Origin of the sequence: Thiobacillus sp., assembly GCF_013693775.1 — a bacterium.
Lineage (GTDB): Bacteria > Pseudomonadota > Gammaproteobacteria > Burkholderiales > Thiobacillaceae > Thiobacillus.
Genome location: NZ_CP059257.1, coordinates 1,257,477 through 1,276,743 on the forward strand (window position 1 = coordinate 1,257,477; position 19,267 = coordinate 1,276,743).

Genomic DNA, 19,267 nt, shown 5'->3' on the forward strand with positions numbered 1-19,267 from the left:
GCCCGCTCGAAATGCTCAACCCTCTCATTTGAGATGCGGCCCGATCTCGCGCCGCAGGAAGGAATGGAAATGCATCATGCCGTCTTCCAGCGGCGACTGGTACGGCCCGGTCTCGGAAATACCCTGCTGGTACAGCGCGCGCCGCCNCTTGTGCATACGCTCGCAGATATCCTCGTCCTCCACCGCGGTCTCATGGTATGCGGCCTGCTCGGCCTCGATGAAGGCGCGCTCGAACAGGGCGATATCCTCGGGATAGTAGAACTCGACGATGTTGGTGCACGACTCGACCCCGGTCGGCACGATCGACGACACCACCAACACATGCGGATACCACTCAACCATCAGGCCGGGGTAATAGGTCAGCCAGATTGAGCCGTGCGCGGGCGCCTTGCCCTGCTGATACGCCAGCACTTGCTCGTGCCATTTCTGGTAGACAGGGGAACCTGCCTTCGACAAACCACGATTGACTCCCACCGTCTGCACCGACCACCAGTCCCCGTATTCCCATTTCAGGTCGTCACAGGTGACGAAATGGCCGAGGCCCGGGTGATACGGCGCGACGTGGTAGTCCTCCAGATACACCTCGATGAAGGTCTTCCAGTTGCAGGCGTAGTGTGTGACCTGTACGCGATCGAGCATGAAGCCCGAAAAATCCAGTTCGCGCGCCGCCTGCATGCCGGCCAGATCGGTCTGCACATCGCGCTTGCCGGCAAACAGCAGGCCCTGCCAGTTCTGTAGACCGGTACGGTTCAGGTTCAGGCAGGGATTGCCGGGAAACTCCGGTGCCCCCATCAGTTTGCCCTGGCTGTCGTAGGTCCAGCGATGGATCGGGCAGACGATGTTGTTGGACGGCAGCTTCCCGCGACCGGTCAGCATCAGCGCCTGGCGATGGCGGCACACGTTGGACAACAACTCGATATTCGTTCCGCCGTTGACCAGCATTCTCGCGCCATCGAACATTTCCAGCGCGTGATAATCGCCCGGCTCGGGCACCATCAATTGGTGGCCCGCATAACCGGGACCCTGCTTGAACAAATGCTCGAGTTCCAGCGCATAGATGGCCGGATCGAAATACCAGGAAACTGGCAACTGAGGCGAAGTTAGCGACACGGCGCTGGATTCGGCGAGATCGCTCATGGCGTACCCTACTCAAAACCAAGCCCCTCCAGTAATGACACTGGAGCGGCAAGTAAATGACCCACCGGATTTAGAGCGTGGTTGCTGACGTTTTGGCGTCTTGGCGACCACGGCCTCCCCGCCCCTTGAGGGGTGCGGGTACGGATGACCCCCGTCAGACGAAGGTATCGCCTGGCAGGAAAGCGCGAAATTCTAGCATAGCCGCATACCCGGGAGGCGCCTCAACGCTGAATTTGTTAAAGTATCGTCCTTTCTCCGCCGGGTTCGATATTCATGGCCAAGTCCCGCGCCGCCACGCCCCCAAAGATTACGAGTCCGCACTGGCCGAACTGGAAGCCATCGTGGCCGAAATGGAATCCGGCCAGCTGCCATTGGAAGCCTCGCTGACGGCCTACAAGCGCGGCGCCGAACTATTGCAGTACTGCCGCCTGCAGCTCGCCGACGCCGAGCAGCAGGTGAAGATTCTGGAAAATGGCGCCTTGCAGCCGTTCAAGACCGAAGACACCGATGACTGATTTTTCCGCCTGGACCCAGGCATGCCAGACGCGCATGGAAAGCGTGCTGGCCGAATGGCTTCCGCCATCCAGCATTGCCCCGCAACGCCTGCACGAGGCCATGCGCTATGCCGTGCTGGGCGGCGGCAAGCGCGTGCGCCCGCTGCTGGCATTCGCCGCGGCCGACGTCACGGGCGCTGCCCCTGAACGCGTGCAGCATGCCGCGGCGGCGGTCGAACTGATCCACGCCTACTCTCTGGTGCACGATGACATGCCAGCGATGGATGACGACGCGTTGCGGCGCGGCAAACCCACGGTGCATGTCGAGTTCGACGAAGCGACCGCCCTGCTGGTAGGCGATGCGCTGCAGAGCCTTGCGTTCGATATCCTGGCGTCGCGTCCGCTGGCCCATGATGCCGATACCCAGCTCAGGATGGTGCAGCTGCTGGCGCAGGCGGCCGGCTCGCGCGGCATGGCCGGCGGTCAGGCGATCGATCTGGCGAGCGTGGGTAAACCGCTCGACCTGACCGAACTCGAATTCATGCACATCCACAAGACCGGCGCGCTGATCCGCGCCTCGGTGCTGCTGGGTGCGCAGTGCGGCACGCTGTCCGACACGACTGCCGCCGCGCTCGACCATTACGCCAAGTGCATCGGTCTCGCCTTCCAGGTGGTCGACGACGTGCTCGATGCCGAAGCACCGACCGCCACGCTGGGCAAGACTGCCGGCAAGGATGCGGCCAACAACAAACCGACCTACGTCAGCCTGCTCGGCGCAGCGCGCGCGCGAACTCGCGCAGGAGCTGCGCGCCGATGCCCACGCCGCGCTGGCCAAGCTGGGTCCGCCTGCAACACGCTTGCGCCAGCTGGCCGATTTCGTCATCGAGCGGACGTTCTGACATGCCCACGTCCCTGCTCGACACCGTCAATTCGCCGGACGAACTGCGCACGCTGTCGCCTGCCGACCTGCCCAAACTCGCCCACGAACTGCGCGAGTTCCTGGTCAATTCAGTCGGCCAGACCGGCGGCCATCTCGCCTCNAATCTCGGCACGGTGGAACTCACGATCGCCCTGCACTATGTATTCGACACCCCGCGTGACCGCATCGTATGGGACGTCGGCCATCAGACCTACGCCCACAAGATTCTGACCGGTCGTCGCGCCGGGATGGCCGGCCTGCGCCAGCCGGGCGGCATCGCCGGATTCCCGCGTCGCGCCGAAAGCGCGTTCGACGCCTTCGGCGCCGGCCACTCCAGCACGTCGATCTCGGCGGCGCTCGGCATGGCCGAAGCCTTTCATCAACTGGGAAGCGACCAGCGCGCCGTGGCCGTCATTGGCGATGGCGCGATGACTGCCGGCATGGCGTTCGAAGCGCTCAACAACGCCGGGGCAACCGATCTNCCCCTGCTGGTGGTGCTGAACGACAATGACATGTCGATCTCGCCCAACGTCGGCGCGCTCAACAATTACCTGGCGCGGCTGATGTCGGGCAAGTTCTATGCAGCGGCACGCCGCGCCGGCGAGAAAGTGCTGTCCGTCGCCCCGCCGATCCGCGAACTCGCCAAGCGCGCCGAGGAACACATGAAAGGCATGGTGACGCCGGGCACCTTGTTCGAGGAATTCGGCTTCAACTACATCGGTCCGATCGACGGCCATGACCTCGACGTACTGCTGAACACGCTCTCCAACATCAAGCAGCTCAATGGCCCGCAATTCCTGCATGTGGTCACCCGCAAAGGCAAGGGCTACGCGCCCGCCGAAGCCAACCCCTGCCTGTATCACGGCGTATCGCGTTTCGACCCCGCTGCGGGTGTCACGGAAAAAACCGGTGGCAAGCCGACCTACACGCAAGTATTCGGCGACTGGCTGTGCGACATGGCCGCCGCCGACACGCGACTGGTCGGCATCACCCCCGCGATGCGCGAAGGCTCCGGCCTGGTGCGCTTTTCGCAGGATTATCCCAAACGCTATTTCGATGTCGGCATCGCCGAACAGCATGCACTGACCTTTGCCGCCGGCCTCGCCTGCGAAGGCATCAAGCCGGTGGTGGCGATTTATTCGACCTTCCTGCAGCGCGCNCATGACCAGTTGATCCACGACGTCGCCCTGCAGAATCTGCCGGTGATGCTGGCGATCGATCGCGCCGGCCTGGTCGGTGCAGACGGCCCGACTCACGCCGGCAGCTTCGATCTCTCCTTCCTGCGCTGCATCCCCAACATGCTGATCGCCGCACCGTCGGACGAGAACGAATGCCGGGCACTTTTGACCACCGCCTTCCTGCACGAAGGTCCGTCGGCGGTGCGCTATCCGCGCGGCTGCGGGGTCGGCGCCACGATCGACGCCGGGCTCGACGCCGTCGAGATCGGTAGGGGCGTGCTGCGGCGACGCGGCCATGACGTGGCGCTGGTCGCCTTCGGCAGCCTGGTTGCACCCGCCCTTCAAGCTGCCGAAGTACTCAACGCCAGCGTGGCCGACATGCGTTTCGTAAAGCCGCTGGATCTGGACCTGCTGCGCGAACTGGCGCACGGTCATCGCCTGCTCGTCACACTAGAGGAAAACGTGGTGGCGGGCGGGGCCGGCGCCGGCGTGGCCGAGGCGCTGGCCGAACTCGGTGTCATCATGCCGATCCTGCATCTGGGCCTGCCCGACACCTTCATCGAACATGGCGACCCCGCCAGGATGCTGGCCGACTGCGGACTCGATGCCGCAGGCATCGAGCATGCCGTCCGTCAACGGATAACCCTATTACCCGAGTAGTTTACTCAACTATTCCGGCAGTTTATACTTAGTCTAAACTGCATCGATACCAAGGAGCCTGCCATGAACCAGATTTGCGATACCGCCGTTTGCATGCCGGACGTGCAAAGTTCGGCCGACACGCGGCAAATCGCCATCAACAAGGTCGGCATCAAGAGCATCCGTCACCCGGTTCGCGTGGCGGACAAGAGCGGCGGCGTCCAGCACACCATCGCCACCTTCAACATGTACGTGTTCCTGCCGCACAACTTCAAGGGCACGCACATGTCGCGCTTCATCGAAATCCTCAACACGCGCGAGCGCGAGATTTCGGTGGAAAACTTCGAAGGCATGCTGCGCCAGATGGTCGAACGCCTGGAAGCCGAATCGGGCTATATCGAAATGAGCTTNCCCTACTTCGTCAACAAGGCCGCGCCCGTCTCCGGCGTGCAGAGCTTGCTCGACTACGAGGTCACCTTCATCGGTGCGATCGAGAACGGCGAGTACACCCACACCACCAAGGTGCTGGTGCCGGTGACCAGCCTGTGCCCGTGTTCGAAGAAAATCTCCGAGTATGGTGCGCACAACCAGCGCTCGCACGTCACCGTAACCGCGAAGACCAACGGCTTTCTGTGGATCGAGGACCTGGTACGCAAGGTCGAGGATCAGGCCTCGTGCGAACTGTTCGGTCTGCTGAAGCGGCCGGACGAGAAATACGTCACCGAACGCGCCTACGACAATCCGAAGTTCGTCGAAGACATCGTGCGTGATGTCGCCGCGGCGATGAACGCCGAACCGCTGATCGATGCGTATGTCGTGGAAGCCGAAAATTTCGAGTCCATCCACAATCACAGCGCCTATGCCGTGATCGAACGCGACAAACAGATCCAGGCGTAAAGCGCTGGCCCCGTTTGCAGCGCAGGCTAACGTTAAACGCCGCGACCGGAACTACACGCGAAACCGGCCCGCTCCCAACCCGAACCCATCAAAACACAAGGCCTGCATTGCAGGCCTTGTGTTTTGATGTCAACGAATAATCAGTAACGCTGCGTCAGCGTCATCGTCTGGCCATCGCGCTTCATTTCCATCCGGTTCAGGAAGCTCATCCCCAGCAACGGCACGTTCAGACCGGTTTCCACCACCATCCCGTCCACCTGGTTGACCGAGATGCCGCCGACCTTGACCGTATTGAACTTGACGCGCCACGCAGGCACCACACCCGCCGCAGTCCCCACACCGACCGGCTGGCCCGACCGGTAGTCGATTCCGATACGCTTGGCCTCGGCTGCACTGATGGCGATGGCGGTAGCACCCGTATCGACCAGAAAGGTCATCGGATATCCGTTGAGCGCACCTGCCGCCGCGAAATGACCACGCGCGTCGGCCGTGAGGGAAATGCTCGGGCGGCTGTCCGTCGCCGTACCACCCGCGAACGACTGGCCCATGCCAAGGGTCCGGCGCTTGCCCTCAATATCGAAGCTGGCGCTGTCGGAATCCGCGGAGACCAGTTTCACGCCCTGGATCGTTTGCCCCGCACTGAGGGTACGCGGTTTACCGCCGTCGATACTGACGATCGCCTTGTCCTTGAACAGGCCCACCACCGATATGCTTGTGGCCCAGACGGTTGTGCAGGCCAACCCGCCAACAGCTATCATCATCGCGACCGTTTTCTTCTTGAGAGGCATCATGCGTCCTGTTCTGGTTTTCCGTCATTCGCCCACCGAGGGGCCGGGGTATTTCACCACATTCCTGGATCGTCACGGCATTCCTTGGCAACTGGTGCGCGTCGACGCCGGCGACAGCGTGCCTGAAAACCTTAACGGCGCTTCAGGCGTCTGCTTGATGGGCGGCCCGATGAGCGTCAATGACGATCTGCCCTGGATCCCGCCNCTGCTGGCGCTGATCCGCCAGGCGGTCGCCTCGGACATTCCGGTGATCGGCCATTGTCTGGGCGGCCAACTTATGGCCAAAGTGCTGGGCGGCACGGTCGGCGCCAATCCGGTCAAGGAAATTGGCTGGGGCGACGTTCGCATCACCGACGCCGACGCTGCGCGCTCCTGGCTGGGCGACACCACGCAGCCCATGCTGGCATTCCACTGGCACGGCGAAACCTTCACCCTGCCGCCGGGTGCCACGCGCCTTCTCGACAGCGCCTTCTGCGTCAACCAGGCTTATGTGCTCAACGACCGCCATATCGGCATGCAATGCCATGTTGAAATGACGCCCGAACTCGTCGCCAGCTGGTGCGACAACGGCGCCGACGAAATCGCCACCAGCGACAGTCCCGGTGTGCAGTCGCCCGATGCGATCCAGGCGGATTTGCCCGCCCGCATCGCCCGCCTCCATGAACTGGCGGACAAAATTTATTCCCGCTGGATTCAAGGGCTTAGAAAATAATCGCAAGACCGCCCCGGGAAGACGCTGGACAGCCGCATCGCGCGGCGTAGGATAGGCAGCGGAGTCATATCCAGTCTTACAGCATCACCTGAATACCTGAAACAGGAAATATTGGAGGATTTATGCAGAACGTGGATTACGCCAATTTCGATTTCGGCGAGCGCCTGAACGGTTTCATCAACGAAGTGATGAATTTCGGCGGCGCGCCGCGAACCGAAGCCGACCTTACCGAAGGCCAGAAGGTCTTCGTGCGCGCAGTCAAACGCGAAATGGTCAAATATGCTGACCCCAACCGCCACGGCTACCCGCATAACCTGCTGGAGCAGATGGAATCCTTCACCCGCACCGTAGGCGACCTGCACAACTCCTACTTCGACTCGGGTATGCGCAAGGTCAGCGACTGTCTCTACAACCGCTGGAAGATGCTTTACGAAGAAACCAANAAACTGGCCGCGGCCGGCGGCGATACCAAACCCGCCTGGGTCGACGTCATTAAGACCGAGCAAACCGACATGCCAGCCTTCTTTGACGCATAACGATTTGTTTTTGAATGAAAAAGCCCGGGTAATCCGGGCTTTTTCATTTTTGCGATTAATATCAAACCTGCTTATCCTCAAATAAAAATAAAGGATTATTCAGGGCTCCCCCGGTGCTATTCTGCCCAGACTCTAATACCCCCATACAGTCTGAGGAGACAGCATGTCCAAACTGGTACGCCCCCATGGCGGCGGTGAACTCAAACCCCTGCTACTGACGGGCGACGCACTCGTCGCCGANAAAGCCCGCGCAGCCTCGCTGCCCAAGCTCAAGATGAGCTCGCGCGAAACCGGCGACCTCATCATGATGGGCATCGGCGGCTTCACCCCGCTGGACGGCTTCATGACCAAGTCCGACTGGCAGGGCGTCTGCGACGGCTACAAGATGGCAAACGGCCTGTTCTGGCCCATCCCCGTCACCCTCTCGACCGACGACGAGTCCATCAAGGACGGCGACGAGATCGCCCTGGTCGACGGCGAATCCGGCGAGATCATGGGCACCATGAAGGTGACCGACAAGTACACCATCGACAAGGCGCACGAGTGCATGCAGGTCTACAAGACCACCGACCTCGAGCACCCCGGCGTCAAGATGGTCATGGCGCAGGGCAAGTACAACCTGGCCGGCCCGGTCAAGGTCCTGTCCACCGGCACCTTCAAGGAAGAATACGGCGACCAGTTCATGACCCCGGCCGAGACCCGTGCCCTGTTCGAGAAGCTGGGCTGGTCCAAGATCGCGGCATTCCAGACCCGCAACCCGATGCACCGCTCGCACGAATACTTGGCCAAGATCGCCATCGAGACCATGGACGGCGTGCTGGTCCACTCGCTGCTGGGCGCGCTGAAGCCGGGTGACATCCCCGCTGAAGTCCGCTCCGAAGCGATCAGCGTGCTGGTCGAGAACTACTTCGCCCCCAACACCGTGATCCAGGCCGGCTACCCGCTCGACATGCGCTATGCCGGTCCGCGCGAAGCGCTGCTGCATGCGCTGTTCCGCCAGAACTATGGCTGCTCGCACCTGATCGTCGGCCGCGACCACGCCGGTGTCGGCGACTACTACGGCCCGTTCGACGCGCAGAAGATTTTCGACGAGATCCCCAAGGGCTCGCTCGAAACGCAGAACATGAACATCGACTGGACCTTCTGGTGCAAGAAGTGCGGCGGCATGGCCTCGCAGCGTACCTGCCCGCACACCAAGGACGACCGCATCCTGCTGTCCGGCACCAAGGTGCGTTCGATGCTGTCCGAAGGTCAGGACCTGCCGGTCGAATTCAGCCGCCCGGAAGTCGCGAAAGTGCTCCAGAAGTACTACGCCGGGCTGACCGCCGAACAAAACGTCAAGATCGAGTTGAAAGGTCACTCGGCGGCATGATGATTTTGCGGACGGTCCACGGACCGTCCGTTTTTCTGCGCCGCACTGTGGCCAGAAAAGAGTTTTAGGACACGAGCCTACCGGAAGCGGATTCGCGAGTCGCCCCGGCCAAGGACGGGTTCAGTTCTAAGCGGACCGCGACGTACGCGGATTGTTAGCTAACTTTAGGAGACTGTAATGCCAACCTATGTTCGTACCGACAAGTGCGACGGTTGCAAGGGTCAGGACAAGACCGCTTGCATGTACATCTGCCCGCACGATCTGATGAAACTGGACAAGGACGGTTCGGAAACCGGCCATGCCATGCGCGCGTTCAACCAGGAGCCCGAGCAGTGCTGGGAGTGCTATTCCTGCGTGAAGATCTGCCCGCAGCAGGCGATCGAAGCCCGCCACTACGCCGACGTCGTGCCGCTGGGCGGCATGGTGCAGCCCCTGCGTGGTTCCGACTCCATCATGTGGACCATCAAGTTCCGTAACGGCACGCTGAAGCGCTTCAAGTTCCCGATCCGCACCACGCCCGAAGGCTCGATCGACCCCTTCGGCGGCAAGCCGACTGCCAGCCTGGCCAACATCACGGCCACCGGCTTCTTTACGGGCTCGGCCGATGGCGGCATCACCAAGGGTTACCGCGCCGGCAATCCTGCTGAACTGATTCGCAAGTAATTTAGAGAGGTAAACGAAATGGCTGGAGAATTTGGTAATCCCGAAGTTATCCAGGAGGAAGTCGACATCCTCCTGATCGGCGGCGGCATGGCTTGCTGCGGCGCCGGTTACGAAGTCATGCGCTGGGCAGACGCCGCCAAGGCCGAGCTGGGCATGGACCTGAAGATCAAACTGGTCGACAAGGCCGCGATGGACCGTTCCGGCGCCGTTGCCCAAGGTCTATCCGCGATCAACACCTACATCGGCACCGAGCAGGATCCCGCCGACTACGCCCGCATGGTCTCCAACGACCTGATGGGCATCACCCGCGACGACCTGGCCTACGACCTCGGCCGTCACGTCGACGATTCCGTGCACCTGTTCGAGGAATGGGGCCTGCCGATCTGGAAGACCGACGAAAACGGCGAGCGCCATGACGGCTCGCAAGGCCTGCCCGCGCTGAAGGATGGCGGCAAGCCCGTGCGTTCCGGCAAATGGCAGATCATGATCAACGGCGAATCCTACAAGTGGATCGTGGCCGAAGCCACCAAGAAGGCGCTGGGCATGGATCGCATCCAGGAGCGTATCTTCATCGTCAAGCTGGTCAACGACAAGAACGACCCCAACCGCATCGCCGGGGCCGTCGGCTTCTCGACCCGCGACCACAAGGTCTACGTCTACAAGGCCAAGGCCATCCTGCTGGCCGCCGGCGGTTGCGTGAACATCTTCCGTCCGCGCTCCGTCGGTGAAGGTACCGGCCGTGCGTGGTACCCGGTGTGGAACGCCGGCTCGACCTACGCGATGGCTGCCGAAGCTGGCGCCGAGCTGACCATGATGGAAAACCGCTTCGTGCCCGCCCGCTTCAAGGACGGCTACGGCCCGGTCGGCGCATGGTTCCTGCTGTTCAAGGCCCAGGCCGTCAACGCCTACGGCGAAGTCTACATGCAGAAGAACAAGGAACTGCTGAACGACTANCCNCCCTACGGGCAGGCAGCCGTTCCCGCATCGTGCCTGCGTAACCACCTGATGCTGAAGGAAATGAAGGAAGGCCGCGGCCCCATCTACATGGACACCGTGACCGCTCTCGCGAAACTGCGTGAGACCCTGACCCCGCGCGAAGTGAAGCACCTCGAAGCCGAAGCCTGGGAAGACTTCCTCGACATGTGCGTCGGCCAGTGCGGTATCTGGGTGGGCGAGAACATCGAGCCGGAGAAGAAGAACTCCGAATTGATGCCGACCGAGCCCTACCTGCTGGGTTCGCACTCCGGCTGCTGCGGCATCTGGGTGTCGGGTCCCGAAGATCTGGGCGCCCCGACTGACGAAAACCACGCCGATGCGGGCAAGATCCCGGCTCACCTGCCCAAGGGTTGGAACTGGGGCTACCGCTCGATGACCACGGTCAAGGGTCTGTTCACCGCCGGCGACGGCGTGGGCGCATCCGGCCACAAGTTCTCCTCCGGCTCGCACGCCGAAGGCCGCATGTGCGCCAAGTCCATGGTCAAGTACTGCATCGACAACAAGGACCTGAAGCCCGAACTCGACACCTCCGTCGAGCAGCTGGTGGAAGACATCTACAAGCCGGTGCGTACCTTCCTGGAGCACAAGGACTACACCACGGCGATCGACGTCAACCCCAACTACATCACGCCCAAGATGCTGCAGTTCCGTCTGCAGAAGATCATGGACGAGTATGTTGCCGGCGTCGCGACCTACTACACGACCAATGCCAACATGCTGGGCGTGGCGGAAGACAAGCTGAACATGCTGAAGGAAGACGCGGAGAAGATGCGTGCGAAGGACCTGCACGAACTGCTGCGCGCGTGGGAAAACTACCACCGCATCCTGACGGCCGAAGCCCACATGAAGCACATCCAGTTCCGTGAAGAAAGCCGTTACCCCGGCTTCTACTACCGCATGGACAAGAACTTTGTCGATGAGGAAAACTGGCACTGCTTCGTGAACTCGGTCTACGACAAGAACTCCAAACAGTGGAACTGCTTCAAGCGCGCCCACGTGGATCTGGTCGACAAGTCCAAGCTGTTCAAGCCCGCTGCCCACTGATTCATTAGGTTCGCAGTGAACTCCGGCGCCTAACGGCGCCCGGTTTTTCCGGCAGCGATACCAGCAAGAGCAACAAGGTTGTTCAGCATCCAGCCGAAAGCGCGTAACCTACGCGTTCCCGTTTGTATGTTGTTTTTGAAGTGAGGGGCCAGGCCCCGGAAGGTAAGGTAGTGAGATGAACGAAGCCGAATTCAAGGACATGATTGCCGATTCCCCGTTTGCGGGAAGCCCGGTCAAACCCATCATGCTGGCGGAAGACGCGAAACTGCAGTTCCGTTGCCACCGCGACGTCAAATGCTGGAACGCCTGCTGTTCCAACATCGACATTCCGCTGACACCCTATGATGTCCTGCGCCTGAAAAAGCGCCTGGACATGTCGTCGGGCGAATTTCTCAAGCAGTACTCGGTCCCGTTCGAGATGGACAAGGATGGCATGCCGGGCATCAAGCTGAACCCGGTCGAGGGCGGCACCGCCTGCCAGTTCATGACGCCGGAGGGCTGCGGCGTCTATGAAGACCGCCCCACGGCCTGCCGCTACTACCCCGTCGCCCTGCTGACCATGCGCCGCTCCGACGAATACGTCGACCGCAGCGCCTATGCGATGGTCAAGGAGCCGCACTGCCTTGGCCATTTCGAAGACAAGACCCAGACCATCGAGGAATACCGCCGCGAACAGGGCGTGGACGAATACGACCGGAAGGCGCACGCCTGGCGTCAGCTGGTGGTCAAACGCAAATCAGCCGGCCCCGCCATCGGCAAGCCGACTCCGGTCTCCAACCAGCTCTTCTTCATGGCGAGCTACGACGTCGATCGTTTCCGCGCTTTCGTCATGAGCCCGAGTTTCAACGACACCTACGACATCCCGGTCGACGTCATGGCGCTGCTGATCGCCGACGATGAGGCCCTGCTCGACTTCGGCCTGAATTTCCTGCGCCACACCCTGTTCGGCGAGAAATTTGTCGAGGAACGCCCGGACGCCTACGAAAAGCGTCTGGCACGTCGCCGCGCCCTGGCCGAGCAGGAGAAAGAAGCCGAGTTCCAGCAAAAGATGGCGCTGGAGGACGACAAGTATTCGGGCGAGCATTGATTCCGCCGATGCGAAGCCTGATTGGACTGACGGTGCTCGTACTGGCGCTCGCTTCCCACGCGGAAGCCGCCACGCTCAACAAATGCATCGATGCCAAGGGTGAGGTTACGTATTCCAACCTNCCCTGCCACAACGCCCGGGAAGTTCGTACCGTCGAAATCGATCCCGCGCCGCAACCCGACCCTGTACAAGCGCAGCCCGCTCAGCCAACTATTGTTCCGACATCCAAGNNCCGAAATCCCCGCCCACGGAATCTGCCCCCGATTCGCCTCGAAACCCGTCGCACCAGCGCGCCCCCGCCCTCCCGGGCATCGGCGAGCAAATGCGACGCGCTGACCAACAAGCTTGGGCAGATATTCGACAAGATGGACCAGGCGCGCCGCAAAGGTTATACGCAGAAGCAAATGGACGCGTGGAACCTGCAAGTCAAAGAGCTCGAACGCAAAAAACAGCTGTCCGGCTGCTTCTGAAAGTCCCCCGACCATGAATGCCCGCACCCTCGACCCCGCCCACCACCTCATCGAAAAAGAGCCTTACTACGAGGCCGTCGGGGAAGAAATCCAACTGTTCGAGGCTGCCTACCGGCAACAAATACCGGTACTGTTGAAAGGCCCCACCGGCTGCGGCAAGACGCGTTTCATGGAGCATATGGCATGGCGCTTGAAGCGTCCGCTTATCACGGTCTCGTGCCACGATGACCTCACCGCCTCCGACCTGGTCGGCCGCTACCTCGTCAAAGGCGGCGAAACCGTATGGATCGACGGTCCGCTGACCCGCGCGGTGCGCTGCGGCGGCATCTGCTATCTGGATGAAATCGTCGAGGCACGCAAGGACACCATGGTCGTGATCCATCCGCTGGCCGACGACCGCCGCACCTTGCCGATGGAAAAGCTCGGACAGATCGTCGAGGCGCCACCCGAGTTCTGCCTGGCCATTTCCTACAATCCCGGTTATCAGAGCGTACTGAAGGATCTGAAGCAATCGACCCGGCAGCGCTTTGTCGCACTCGAGTTCGATTACCCGTCGGCCGCGCTCGAACGGCGCATCGTCGCCAGCGAATCCGGCGTATCCGACGCCATCGCCGACAACCTCGTCCGTTTCGCGCAAATGACGCGCAATCTCAAGGGGAGCGGACTTGAGGAAGGCGCATCCACGCGGCTGCTGGTACATGCGGGCAAATTGATCGCCGACGGCGTCAGTCCTGTCACTGCCTGCAAAGCCGCCGTCGCCCAGGCGGTCACCGACGACGCCGACATGCTCAAAGCGATCCAGGAGTTGTCCTCCTCCATCTTCTGATGGCACAGCAGCAACTGACAACAGCCGAGATGGAGGCCAGCCTCCACGTCTGGCTGGACACCGAATTCACCTATTTCAAGGTCGAGCAGCTCGCCACCGAGCTCGCCACGCTGACGCGCGACGAGCAGGATTTCATCCTCGGCTGGATACGCCGCATCGCTTCCACCCACATCACACTGGCTTGGCAATTCGGCCGCCGCGCGCCGGCCCTGTTGTCGCGCATGGAGCGGCGCCTGCTGGAAGCGTGGGCGGTGCATACCTGCGACGTGTTCGACCGCACAGGCCTGCAAACTGCGCTACGCGTGATGGAGGAAGTCGACAGCTTCGACGCGGCCCAGCACCGGAACGATGCGGCCGGCGCGCTGTTCGACGACATCGCTCCCATCCTGGGGAATTTCGTCTGCGGCCTCTCGGGACGACGGCTGCGCATCGAGGAAGGCGATGCCGCCTGGACCGACGGCGAGCGGATCGTGTTGCCGCCGCTGATCGCCGCGCTACCGGATCTCGACGACAACTTCCAGTTGGCCAAGATCACGGTCGCGCTGCTGTGGGCGCAAACCCGTTACGGCACCTTGCGCGCCGACTTTGCAGGCGTCGCCACGAAATATGCCGATCCCGAGCGCGCACTCGCCCGTCTGTACGCATTGGAAACCCTTCGCCTGAGTGCGCGCATCGCCCGCGAACTGCCCGGCCTACACCGGCAGATGCAGCGTCTGCGTGCACAGCTCGATCCTGGGTTGCCACCGAGTTGGCAGCGGTTCGAGGCCAGGCTTGCCGCCGACCAGGCCACGCTGGCCGACAGCCTGGCCCTGCTCGATGCCGCGTACTCGGATGCCGACTGCCCGCAGTGGAGCGATCAGGGTTGCCTGCGTCAGGATGCTATTGCCGCCGCTCGCATGGCCCGGCTGGACAAGGANAAAGCGCGGCTGCGCATCAAGCTGGCCGAACTGCTGGAGGAACACACGGCCACGCAACCCGATCCGCAGTCCGCCGCTGAAACACCGCCAGAACTGAACGTGACGCCGCGCGATGAAAACGGCCTGCTCGATTTCGAGATCACCCTCGACGACGCGCCGGTCGCGCCGCCCGACGGCGTCAAGCAGCTGCTGACCTCGGTCTATCTCGATTTCGGCGAGATCCCTCCGGACTACCTGACCCCTGCAGGCGACGGCGAGTACGACCCGAACCTCGTCTTCGACCAGCCCGAAGATCCCGATGCGGTGTGGCACGGCACCTATCACGAGAAGGGCGCCGAACTGTATCCCGAGTGGGATCACGGCCGCCAGCATTACCGCAAGAACTGGTGCGTGATGCGGGANAAAACCGTCACCCCGGCCTACGACGACTTCTACCACGACACGCTCGGTAAACACGCAGGCGTGGTCAAGCACCTGCGCCGAAAATTCGAAGCGCTGCGCGACGAGAACCGGATCGAGAAGCGGCAGGTCCAGGGCGACGAGATCGACCTCGATGCGTTGATCGAAGCCCTCGCCGATGCGAAGGATGGCAGTGAAATGAGCGACCGCCTGTTCGTGCGCCTGCACCGTGCCGAACGCAACATCGCCGTGGCCTTCCTGGTCGACATGAGCGGCTCGACCAAGGGCTGGATCAACGAGGCCGAGCGCGAAGCGCTGATCCTGCTGTGCGAGGCGCTGGAACTGCTGGGCGACCGCTATGCAATCTACGGATTTTCCGGCACCACGCGCAAGCGCTGCGAACTGTTCCGGATCAAGACCTTCGACGAACGCTACGACGACGAGGTAAAGGCCCGCATCTCCGGCATCCGTCCGCAGGAATACACCCGTATGGGCTTTGCCCTGCGTCACATGACCAAGCTGCTGAATCAGGTCGAGGCGAAAACCCGCGTGCTGGTCACGCTCTCGGACGGCCGTCCGGATGACTATTTCGACGTCTATCGCGGCCAGTACGGCATCGAGGACACACGCATGGCGTTGCTGGAGGCGGCACGCACCGGCATCCATCCCTTCTGCATCACGCTCGATCGCGACGCGCGCGACTATCTGCCGCACATGTATGGCGCGGCGCGTTACATCATCCTGGACGACGTGCGACAATTGCCGGTGAAAGTCACCGACATCTACCGCCGCATCACAACATGAGCCTCGACGAACTGAAAGTGGGATTCTTCTACAGCAACGGTGCCTACGGCCGAACCTGGGGCGTGCGCCAGCTCGCCCAGATCGCCACCGATGCCACAACCGGCGAAACGGTCTACCACTTCAAAGGCGTCGCCGGCACCTGCCGCCGCAAGAAAGGGCATTGCAGCGCGCTGGAATTTGCGCACTGGGCCAAATACCAGGTAGCACTACTGGAAAACGATTGGAAACGCGTGGGCGGCGACGCGCCCGTCGAGTCACAGGCCGATTAATCGGCAGCGGGTTCCATCGGGACGTGGGGCGCCGTCTCGGCAGGTACACGCGCCTGCGTTCCCAGATACTCCATCACCGCATAGGTCAACGCGTTGCAGCCGGTTCCATCGAGCGCCGAAATCACGAACACCGGCCCTGTCCAGCCATAGTCGGCGACAAATTTCGCCACCACCGTCTCGCGTTCGGCTTCGTCCACCATATCGATCTTGTTCAGCACCAGCCAGCGCGGCTTGTCGTAGAGTTGCGGGTCGTACTTGCGCAGTTCCTCGACGATGGCACGCGCTTCGTGAACGGGGTCGCCGGCCTCCCAGCGCGGCGAGATGTCGACCAGATGCAGCAGTAGATGCGTGCGTTGCAAATGGCGCAGGAACTGGTGCCCCAGGCCGGCCCCCTCGGCCGCGCCTTCGATCAGGCCGGGAATGTCGGCGATGACGAAGCTGCGTTCGCTATCCACCCGCACCACGCCCAGATTGGGCGCCAGTGTGGTGAACGGATAATCGGCCACCTTGGGGCGCGCCGCCGACACCGCACGGATGAAGGTCGACTTGCCCGCGTTGGGCATACCCAGCAGGCCCACATCCGCCAGCACCTTCAGCTCCAGCGCCAGTTCCCATTCCTCGCCCGGCTCCCCGAGCGTGTGCTGGCGCGGCGCGCGGTTGATGCTGGATTTGAAATGCAGGTTGCCTAGGCCACCCTTGCCGCCCTTGGCCAGACATACGGTCTGGCCGTTTTCGGCCAGATCGGCCACCACCTCGCCGCTATTGATATCGGTAAACACCGTGCCCACCGGCACGCGGATGGTCAGATCCTCGCCGCCCTTGCCGTAGCACTGGGCGCCGCGCCCGTTTTCGCCATTCTGCGCTTTGAAACTCCGCTTGAAACGGAATTCGACCAGTGTGTTGATATTGCAGTCAGCCACCGCATACACGCTGCCGCCGCGCCCGCCGTCGCCACCATCCGGCCCCCTTGGGAATGTATTTTCACGGCGAAACGATGCGCTGCCGTCGCCACCCTTGCCCGCCAGCACCTGGATTTTCGCTTCGTCGATGAATTTCATAGTGGAGTGATCCTAATTAACCCCGCACAAACAAAAAGCCCCATCCGGCGGACAGGGCTTTTTGGCGAACGAGTCGGACTCAGTTCAAATCGACTCAGGCTGCGACCGGTTCAATGCGAACGACACGGCGACGGGCAGCGCCCTTGACCTCGAACTTGACCGTGCCGTCCGCCTTGGCGAACAAGGTGTGGTCTTTGCCGATGCCGACGTTGTCGCCGGGATGGAACTGCGTGCCGCGCTGACGCACGATGATGTTGCCTGCCAGAACCAGTTCGCCGCCGTAGCGCTTCACGCCCAGACGCTTCGACTCCGAATCGCGACCGTTACGCGAACTGCCGCCTGCTTTCTTGTGTGCCATGTTATGTGCTCCTTATGCGGTGATGCCGCCGATTTGCACTTCGGTGAAGTACTGGCGATGGCCCTGGCTCTTGCGATAGTGCTTGCGGCGGCGCATCTTGAAAATCTTGATCTTGTCGCCGCGCGCCTGGTTCAGCACCGTGGCTGTGACCGTAGCGCCACGCAGCATGGGGGCACCCATCTTGATGTCGGCACCGTCGCCCACCATCAGCACCTGGTCAAAGGTGATCTCGCTGCCAATCTCGGCCTCGAGCTTTTCGATTTTAAGTTTGTCGCCGGCGCTCACGCGGTATTGCTTGCCGCCGGTTTTGATGACTGCGTACATGGGGGTCTCCAACCAATACGAACCCAGGAAAGCGCGAGATTTTAGCGGCGAACCCATGGCAAGTCAAACGATTTGACGCGCGCCATGCAGTATTATCCCAGCGCAAGCGATGAAAACCACGGACAGACTGCTAACATTGCAGGATTTCCCAACAACCAGCCCCTATCGTGTCCCTGGAGAGCCTGCAATCCTTTCTGGCCGACGACATGCGTGCAGTCGATCATGTCATCCGCCAAAGCCTGTATTCCGACGTGGTGCTGATCCGCCAGGTTTCCGAGTACATCATCAACAGCGGCGGCAAACGCCTGCGTCCGGCCCTGGTGCTGCTGTCGGCCGGTTGCTTCAATTATTCGGGGCGTGCGCATCACGAACTGGCGGCCGTCGTCGAATTCATCCACACCGCGACCCTGCTGCACGACGACGTGGTCGACGAATCCGAACTGCGGCGCGGCCGCGAAACCGCCAACGCGCTGTTCGGCAACGCAGCCAGCGTGCTGGTCGGCGACTTTCTCTATTCCCGGGCCTTCCAGATGATGGTGGCCGTGGACAACATGGAAGTCATGCGGATCCTGTCCGACGCCACCAATACCATCGCCGAGGGCGAAGTGCTGCAACTGCTCAATTGCCACGACCCCGACATCGACGAAGAGAACTACCTGCGCGTCATCCGCTACAAGACCGCCAAGCTGTTCGAGGCCGCCGGCCGGCTCGGCGCCGTCATCGGCGGCGGCACCGAGGAAGAGAAGGACGCGCTGGCACGCTACGGCATGCACCTCGGCACGGCGTTCCAGCTGATCGACGACGTGCTCGACTATTCCGGCGACTTCCTCAAGACCGGCAAGAACATCGGCGACGACCTCGCCGAAGGCAAGCCCACCCTGCCACTGCTGTATGCGATGAAGCATGGCACGGCGGAACAGGCCGCCAGCATTCGCCAAGCCATCGAGCACGGCGGGCTGACTGAATTCCAGAGCGTGCTCGCTGCAATCAAGGATACGCGCGCCCTGCACTACACCCGCGAAGTCGCGCAGAAGGAAATCCAGACGGCAAATAATGCAATTTCTGCATTACCGGATTCAAAATCCAAATCAGCTTTGCTACAATTAGCGGCTTTCGCGGTTGACCGTAGTTTCTGACCGCGTGGTTTTGAATTTCCCGGTAGTCTTCAAAAAGGGAGGCTGGACATCGGTCCGGCACCCGCCATCTGCCTCGGGGTGTAGCTCAGCCTGGTAGAGTACTGCGTTCGGGACGCAGGAGTCGGAGGTTCGAATCCTCTCACCCCGACCAACGGTCATTCCAGCACCATGTTCGCCTGGCACGCGCCTGTGTCTAACGCGCCTACATCGCCAGCCGGCGGAAGCGGACAGCGTGCCTCTCCTT

The 19,267-nt window shown here is 61.8% G+C and carries 19 protein-coding genes, 1 tRNA gene and 1 pseudogene; 16 read left to right on the forward strand and 5 right to left on the reverse strand.

Annotated elements, in window-relative coordinates:
- Positions 1 to 24: 24 nt before the first annotated feature.
- Entirely contained in the window at positions 25 to 1,137 is a 1,113-nt protein-coding gene (locus HZY77_RS06215) for an aromatic ring-hydroxylating dioxygenase subunit alpha (protein ID WP_296819827.1), read from the reverse strand.
- Between the two features lie 233 nt (positions 1,138 to 1,370).
- Here HZY77_RS06215 and HZY77_RS06220 point away from each other — a divergent pair, with 233 nt between their 5' ends.
- From HZY77_RS06220 to folE2, 4 genes and pseudogenes are all read left to right on the forward strand, one after another.
- Positions 1,371 to 1,652: an exodeoxyribonuclease VII small subunit gene (locus HZY77_RS06220; RefSeq protein WP_363154432.1), complete on the forward strand. Its 282-nt coding sequence runs from the start codon at positions 1,371 to 1,373 to the stop codon at positions 1,650 to 1,652.
- Positions 1,645 to 2,530, forward strand: a pseudogene (locus HZY77_RS06225) (polyprenyl synthetase family protein). Before HZY77_RS06220 ends, HZY77_RS06225 begins: the two are co-directional and overlap by 8 nt.
- A gap of 1 nt (position 2,531) precedes the next feature.
- The gene (dxs, locus tag HZY77_RS06230) at positions 2,532 to 4,388 is read left to right on the forward strand and encodes a 1-deoxy-D-xylulose-5-phosphate synthase (RefSeq protein ID WP_296819831.1); all 1,857 of its coding nucleotides are present in this window, start codon (positions 2,532 to 2,534) and stop codon (positions 4,386 to 4,388) included.
- Between the two features lie 63 nt (positions 4,389 to 4,451).
- Positions 4,452 to 5,264: a GTP cyclohydrolase FolE2 gene (gene folE2, locus HZY77_RS06235; protein ID WP_296819834.1), complete on the forward strand. Its 813-nt coding sequence runs from the start codon at positions 4,452 to 4,454 to the stop codon at positions 5,262 to 5,264.
- 140 nt (positions 5,265 to 5,404) lie between these two features.
- Here folE2 and HZY77_RS06240 read toward each other — a convergent pair whose 3' ends face one another.
- Positions 5,405 to 5,965, reverse strand: a complete 561-nt coding sequence (locus HZY77_RS06240) for a TIGR02281 family clan AA aspartic protease (protein WP_296819837.1) — start codon at positions 5,963 to 5,965, stop codon at positions 5,405 to 5,407.
- Between the two features lie 88 nt (positions 5,966 to 6,053).
- On the opposite strand from HZY77_RS06240, the gene HZY77_RS06245 reads away from it, so the two are divergent.
- The 10 genes from HZY77_RS06245 (at position 6,054) to HZY77_RS06290 (ending at position 16,147) form a co-directional block, all read left to right on the forward strand.
- Positions 6,054 to 6,764, forward strand: coding sequence for a type 1 glutamine amidotransferase (locus HZY77_RS06245; protein ID WP_296820847.1), 711 nt, complete (start codon positions 6,054 to 6,056; stop codon positions 6,762 to 6,764).
- 122 nt (positions 6,765 to 6,886) lie between these two features.
- Positions 6,887 to 7,300, forward strand: a complete 414-nt coding sequence (locus tag HZY77_RS06250; RefSeq protein WP_296819839.1) for a hypothetical protein — start codon at positions 6,887 to 6,889, stop codon at positions 7,298 to 7,300.
- Positions 7,301 to 7,463: 163 nt separating this feature from the next.
- Positions 7,464 to 8,672, forward strand: coding sequence for a sulfate adenylyltransferase (gene sat, locus HZY77_RS06255; protein ID WP_296819842.1), 1,209 nt, complete (start codon positions 7,464 to 7,466; stop codon positions 8,670 to 8,672).
- Between the two features lie 177 nt (positions 8,673 to 8,849).
- Positions 8,850 to 9,335: an adenylyl-sulfate reductase subunit beta gene (aprB, locus tag HZY77_RS06260; RefSeq protein WP_296771264.1), complete on the forward strand. Its 486-nt coding sequence runs from the start codon at positions 8,850 to 8,852 to the stop codon at positions 9,333 to 9,335.
- Between the two features lie 18 nt (positions 9,336 to 9,353).
- Positions 9,354 to 11,375 (forward strand): adenylyl-sulfate reductase subunit alpha, encoded by a 2,022-nt coding sequence (aprA, locus tag HZY77_RS06265; RefSeq protein ID WP_296819843.1) that lies wholly within the window; start codon positions 9,354 to 9,356, stop codon positions 11,373 to 11,375.
- A 175-nt stretch (positions 11,376 to 11,550) separates the two neighbouring features.
- Positions 11,551 to 12,462 carry a YkgJ family cysteine cluster protein gene (locus tag HZY77_RS06270; protein WP_296636911.1) on the forward strand — a complete coding sequence of 304 codons (912 nt, stop codon included), beginning with the start codon at positions 11,551 to 11,553 and terminating at the stop codon, positions 12,460 to 12,462.
- An 8-nt stretch (positions 12,463 to 12,470) separates the two neighbouring features.
- Positions 12,471 to 12,932 carry a DUF4124 domain-containing protein gene (locus HZY77_RS06275; RefSeq protein WP_296819846.1) on the forward strand — a complete coding sequence of 154 codons (462 nt, stop codon included), beginning with the start codon at positions 12,471 to 12,473 and terminating at the stop codon, positions 12,930 to 12,932.
- Between the two features lie 13 nt (positions 12,933 to 12,945).
- Positions 12,946 to 13,758 (forward strand): AAA family ATPase, encoded by an 813-nt coding sequence (locus HZY77_RS06280; RefSeq protein ID WP_296819849.1) that lies wholly within the window; start codon positions 12,946 to 12,948, stop codon positions 13,756 to 13,758.
- Between the two features lie 29 nt (positions 13,759 to 13,787).
- Positions 13,788 to 15,878 carry a VWA domain-containing protein gene (locus HZY77_RS06285; RefSeq protein WP_296819851.1) on the forward strand — a complete coding sequence of 697 codons (2,091 nt, stop codon included), beginning with the start codon at positions 13,788 to 13,790 and terminating at the stop codon, positions 15,876 to 15,878.
- Positions 15,875 to 16,147 (forward strand): hypothetical protein, encoded by a 273-nt coding sequence (locus HZY77_RS06290; RefSeq protein WP_296819854.1) that lies wholly within the window; start codon positions 15,875 to 15,877, stop codon positions 16,145 to 16,147. Before HZY77_RS06285 ends, HZY77_RS06290 begins: the two co-directional genes overlap by 4 nt.
- Here HZY77_RS06290 and cgtA read toward each other — a convergent pair.
- The 3 genes from cgtA to rplU all read right to left on the reverse strand — a co-directional run bounded on the left by cgtA (position 16,144) and on the right by rplU (position 17,887).
- Complete coding sequence (gene cgtA, locus HZY77_RS06295) at positions 16,144 to 17,205, reverse strand: Obg family GTPase CgtA (RefSeq protein WP_296819856.1); 1,062 nt, start codon at positions 17,203 to 17,205, stop codon at positions 16,144 to 16,146. The genes HZY77_RS06290 and cgtA overlap by 4 nt on opposite strands.
- 94 nt (positions 17,206 to 17,299) lie before the next feature.
- Positions 17,300 to 17,563: a 50S ribosomal protein L27 gene (rpmA, locus tag HZY77_RS06300; RefSeq protein ID WP_018507686.1), complete on the reverse strand. Its 264-nt coding sequence runs from the start codon at positions 17,561 to 17,563 to the stop codon at positions 17,300 to 17,302.
- 12 nt (positions 17,564 to 17,575) lie between these two features.
- Positions 17,576 to 17,887 carry a 50S ribosomal protein L21 gene (rplU, locus tag HZY77_RS06305; protein WP_018078920.1) on the reverse strand — a complete coding sequence of 104 codons (312 nt, stop codon included), beginning with the start codon at positions 17,885 to 17,887 and terminating at the stop codon, positions 17,576 to 17,578.
- Between the two features lie 167 nt (positions 17,888 to 18,054).
- Here rplU and ispB point away from each other — a divergent pair, with 167 nt between their 5' ends.
- Together ispB and HZY77_RS06315 are read left to right on the forward strand one after the other, a co-directional pair.
- A complete protein-coding gene (gene ispB, locus HZY77_RS06310) occupies positions 18,055 to 19,023 on the forward strand; it encodes an octaprenyl diphosphate synthase (RefSeq protein WP_296819859.1) in 969 nt (322 codons plus the stop codon).
- A 74-nt stretch (positions 19,024 to 19,097) separates the two neighbouring features.
- Positions 19,098 to 19,174, forward strand: a tRNA-Pro gene (locus HZY77_RS06315).
- The last annotated feature ends 93 nt before the right edge of the window (positions 19,175 to 19,267 follow it).

Bases quoted from the DNA above. Each gene is read 5' to 3' on its own strand.
- aprB (WP_296771264.1), top strand. From the start codon at position 8,850: ATGCCAACCTATGTTCGTACCGACAAGTGCGACGGTTGCAAGGGTCAG.
- HZY77_RS06280 (WP_296819849.1), top strand. From the start codon at position 12,946: ATGAATGCCCGCACCCTCGACCCCGCCCACCACCTCATCGAAAAAGAG.
- HZY77_RS06290 (WP_296819854.1), top strand. From the start codon at position 15,875: ATGAGCCTCGACGAACTGAAAGTGGGATTCTTCTACAGCAACGGTGCC.
- cgtA (WP_296819856.1), bottom strand. From the start codon at position 17,205: ATGAAATTCATCGACGAAGCGAAAATCCAGGTGCTGGCGGGCAAGGGT.
- rplU (WP_018078920.1), bottom strand. From the start codon at position 17,887: ATGTACGCAGTCATCAAAACCGGCGGCAAGCAATACCGCGTGAGCGCC.
- HZY77_RS06270 (WP_296636911.1), top strand. From the start codon at position 11,551: ATGAACGAAGCCGAATTCAAGGACATGATTGCCGATTCCCCGTTTGCG.
- rpmA (WP_018507686.1), bottom strand. From the start codon at position 17,563: ATGGCACACAAGAAAGCAGGCGGCAGTTCGCGTAACGGTCGCGATTCG.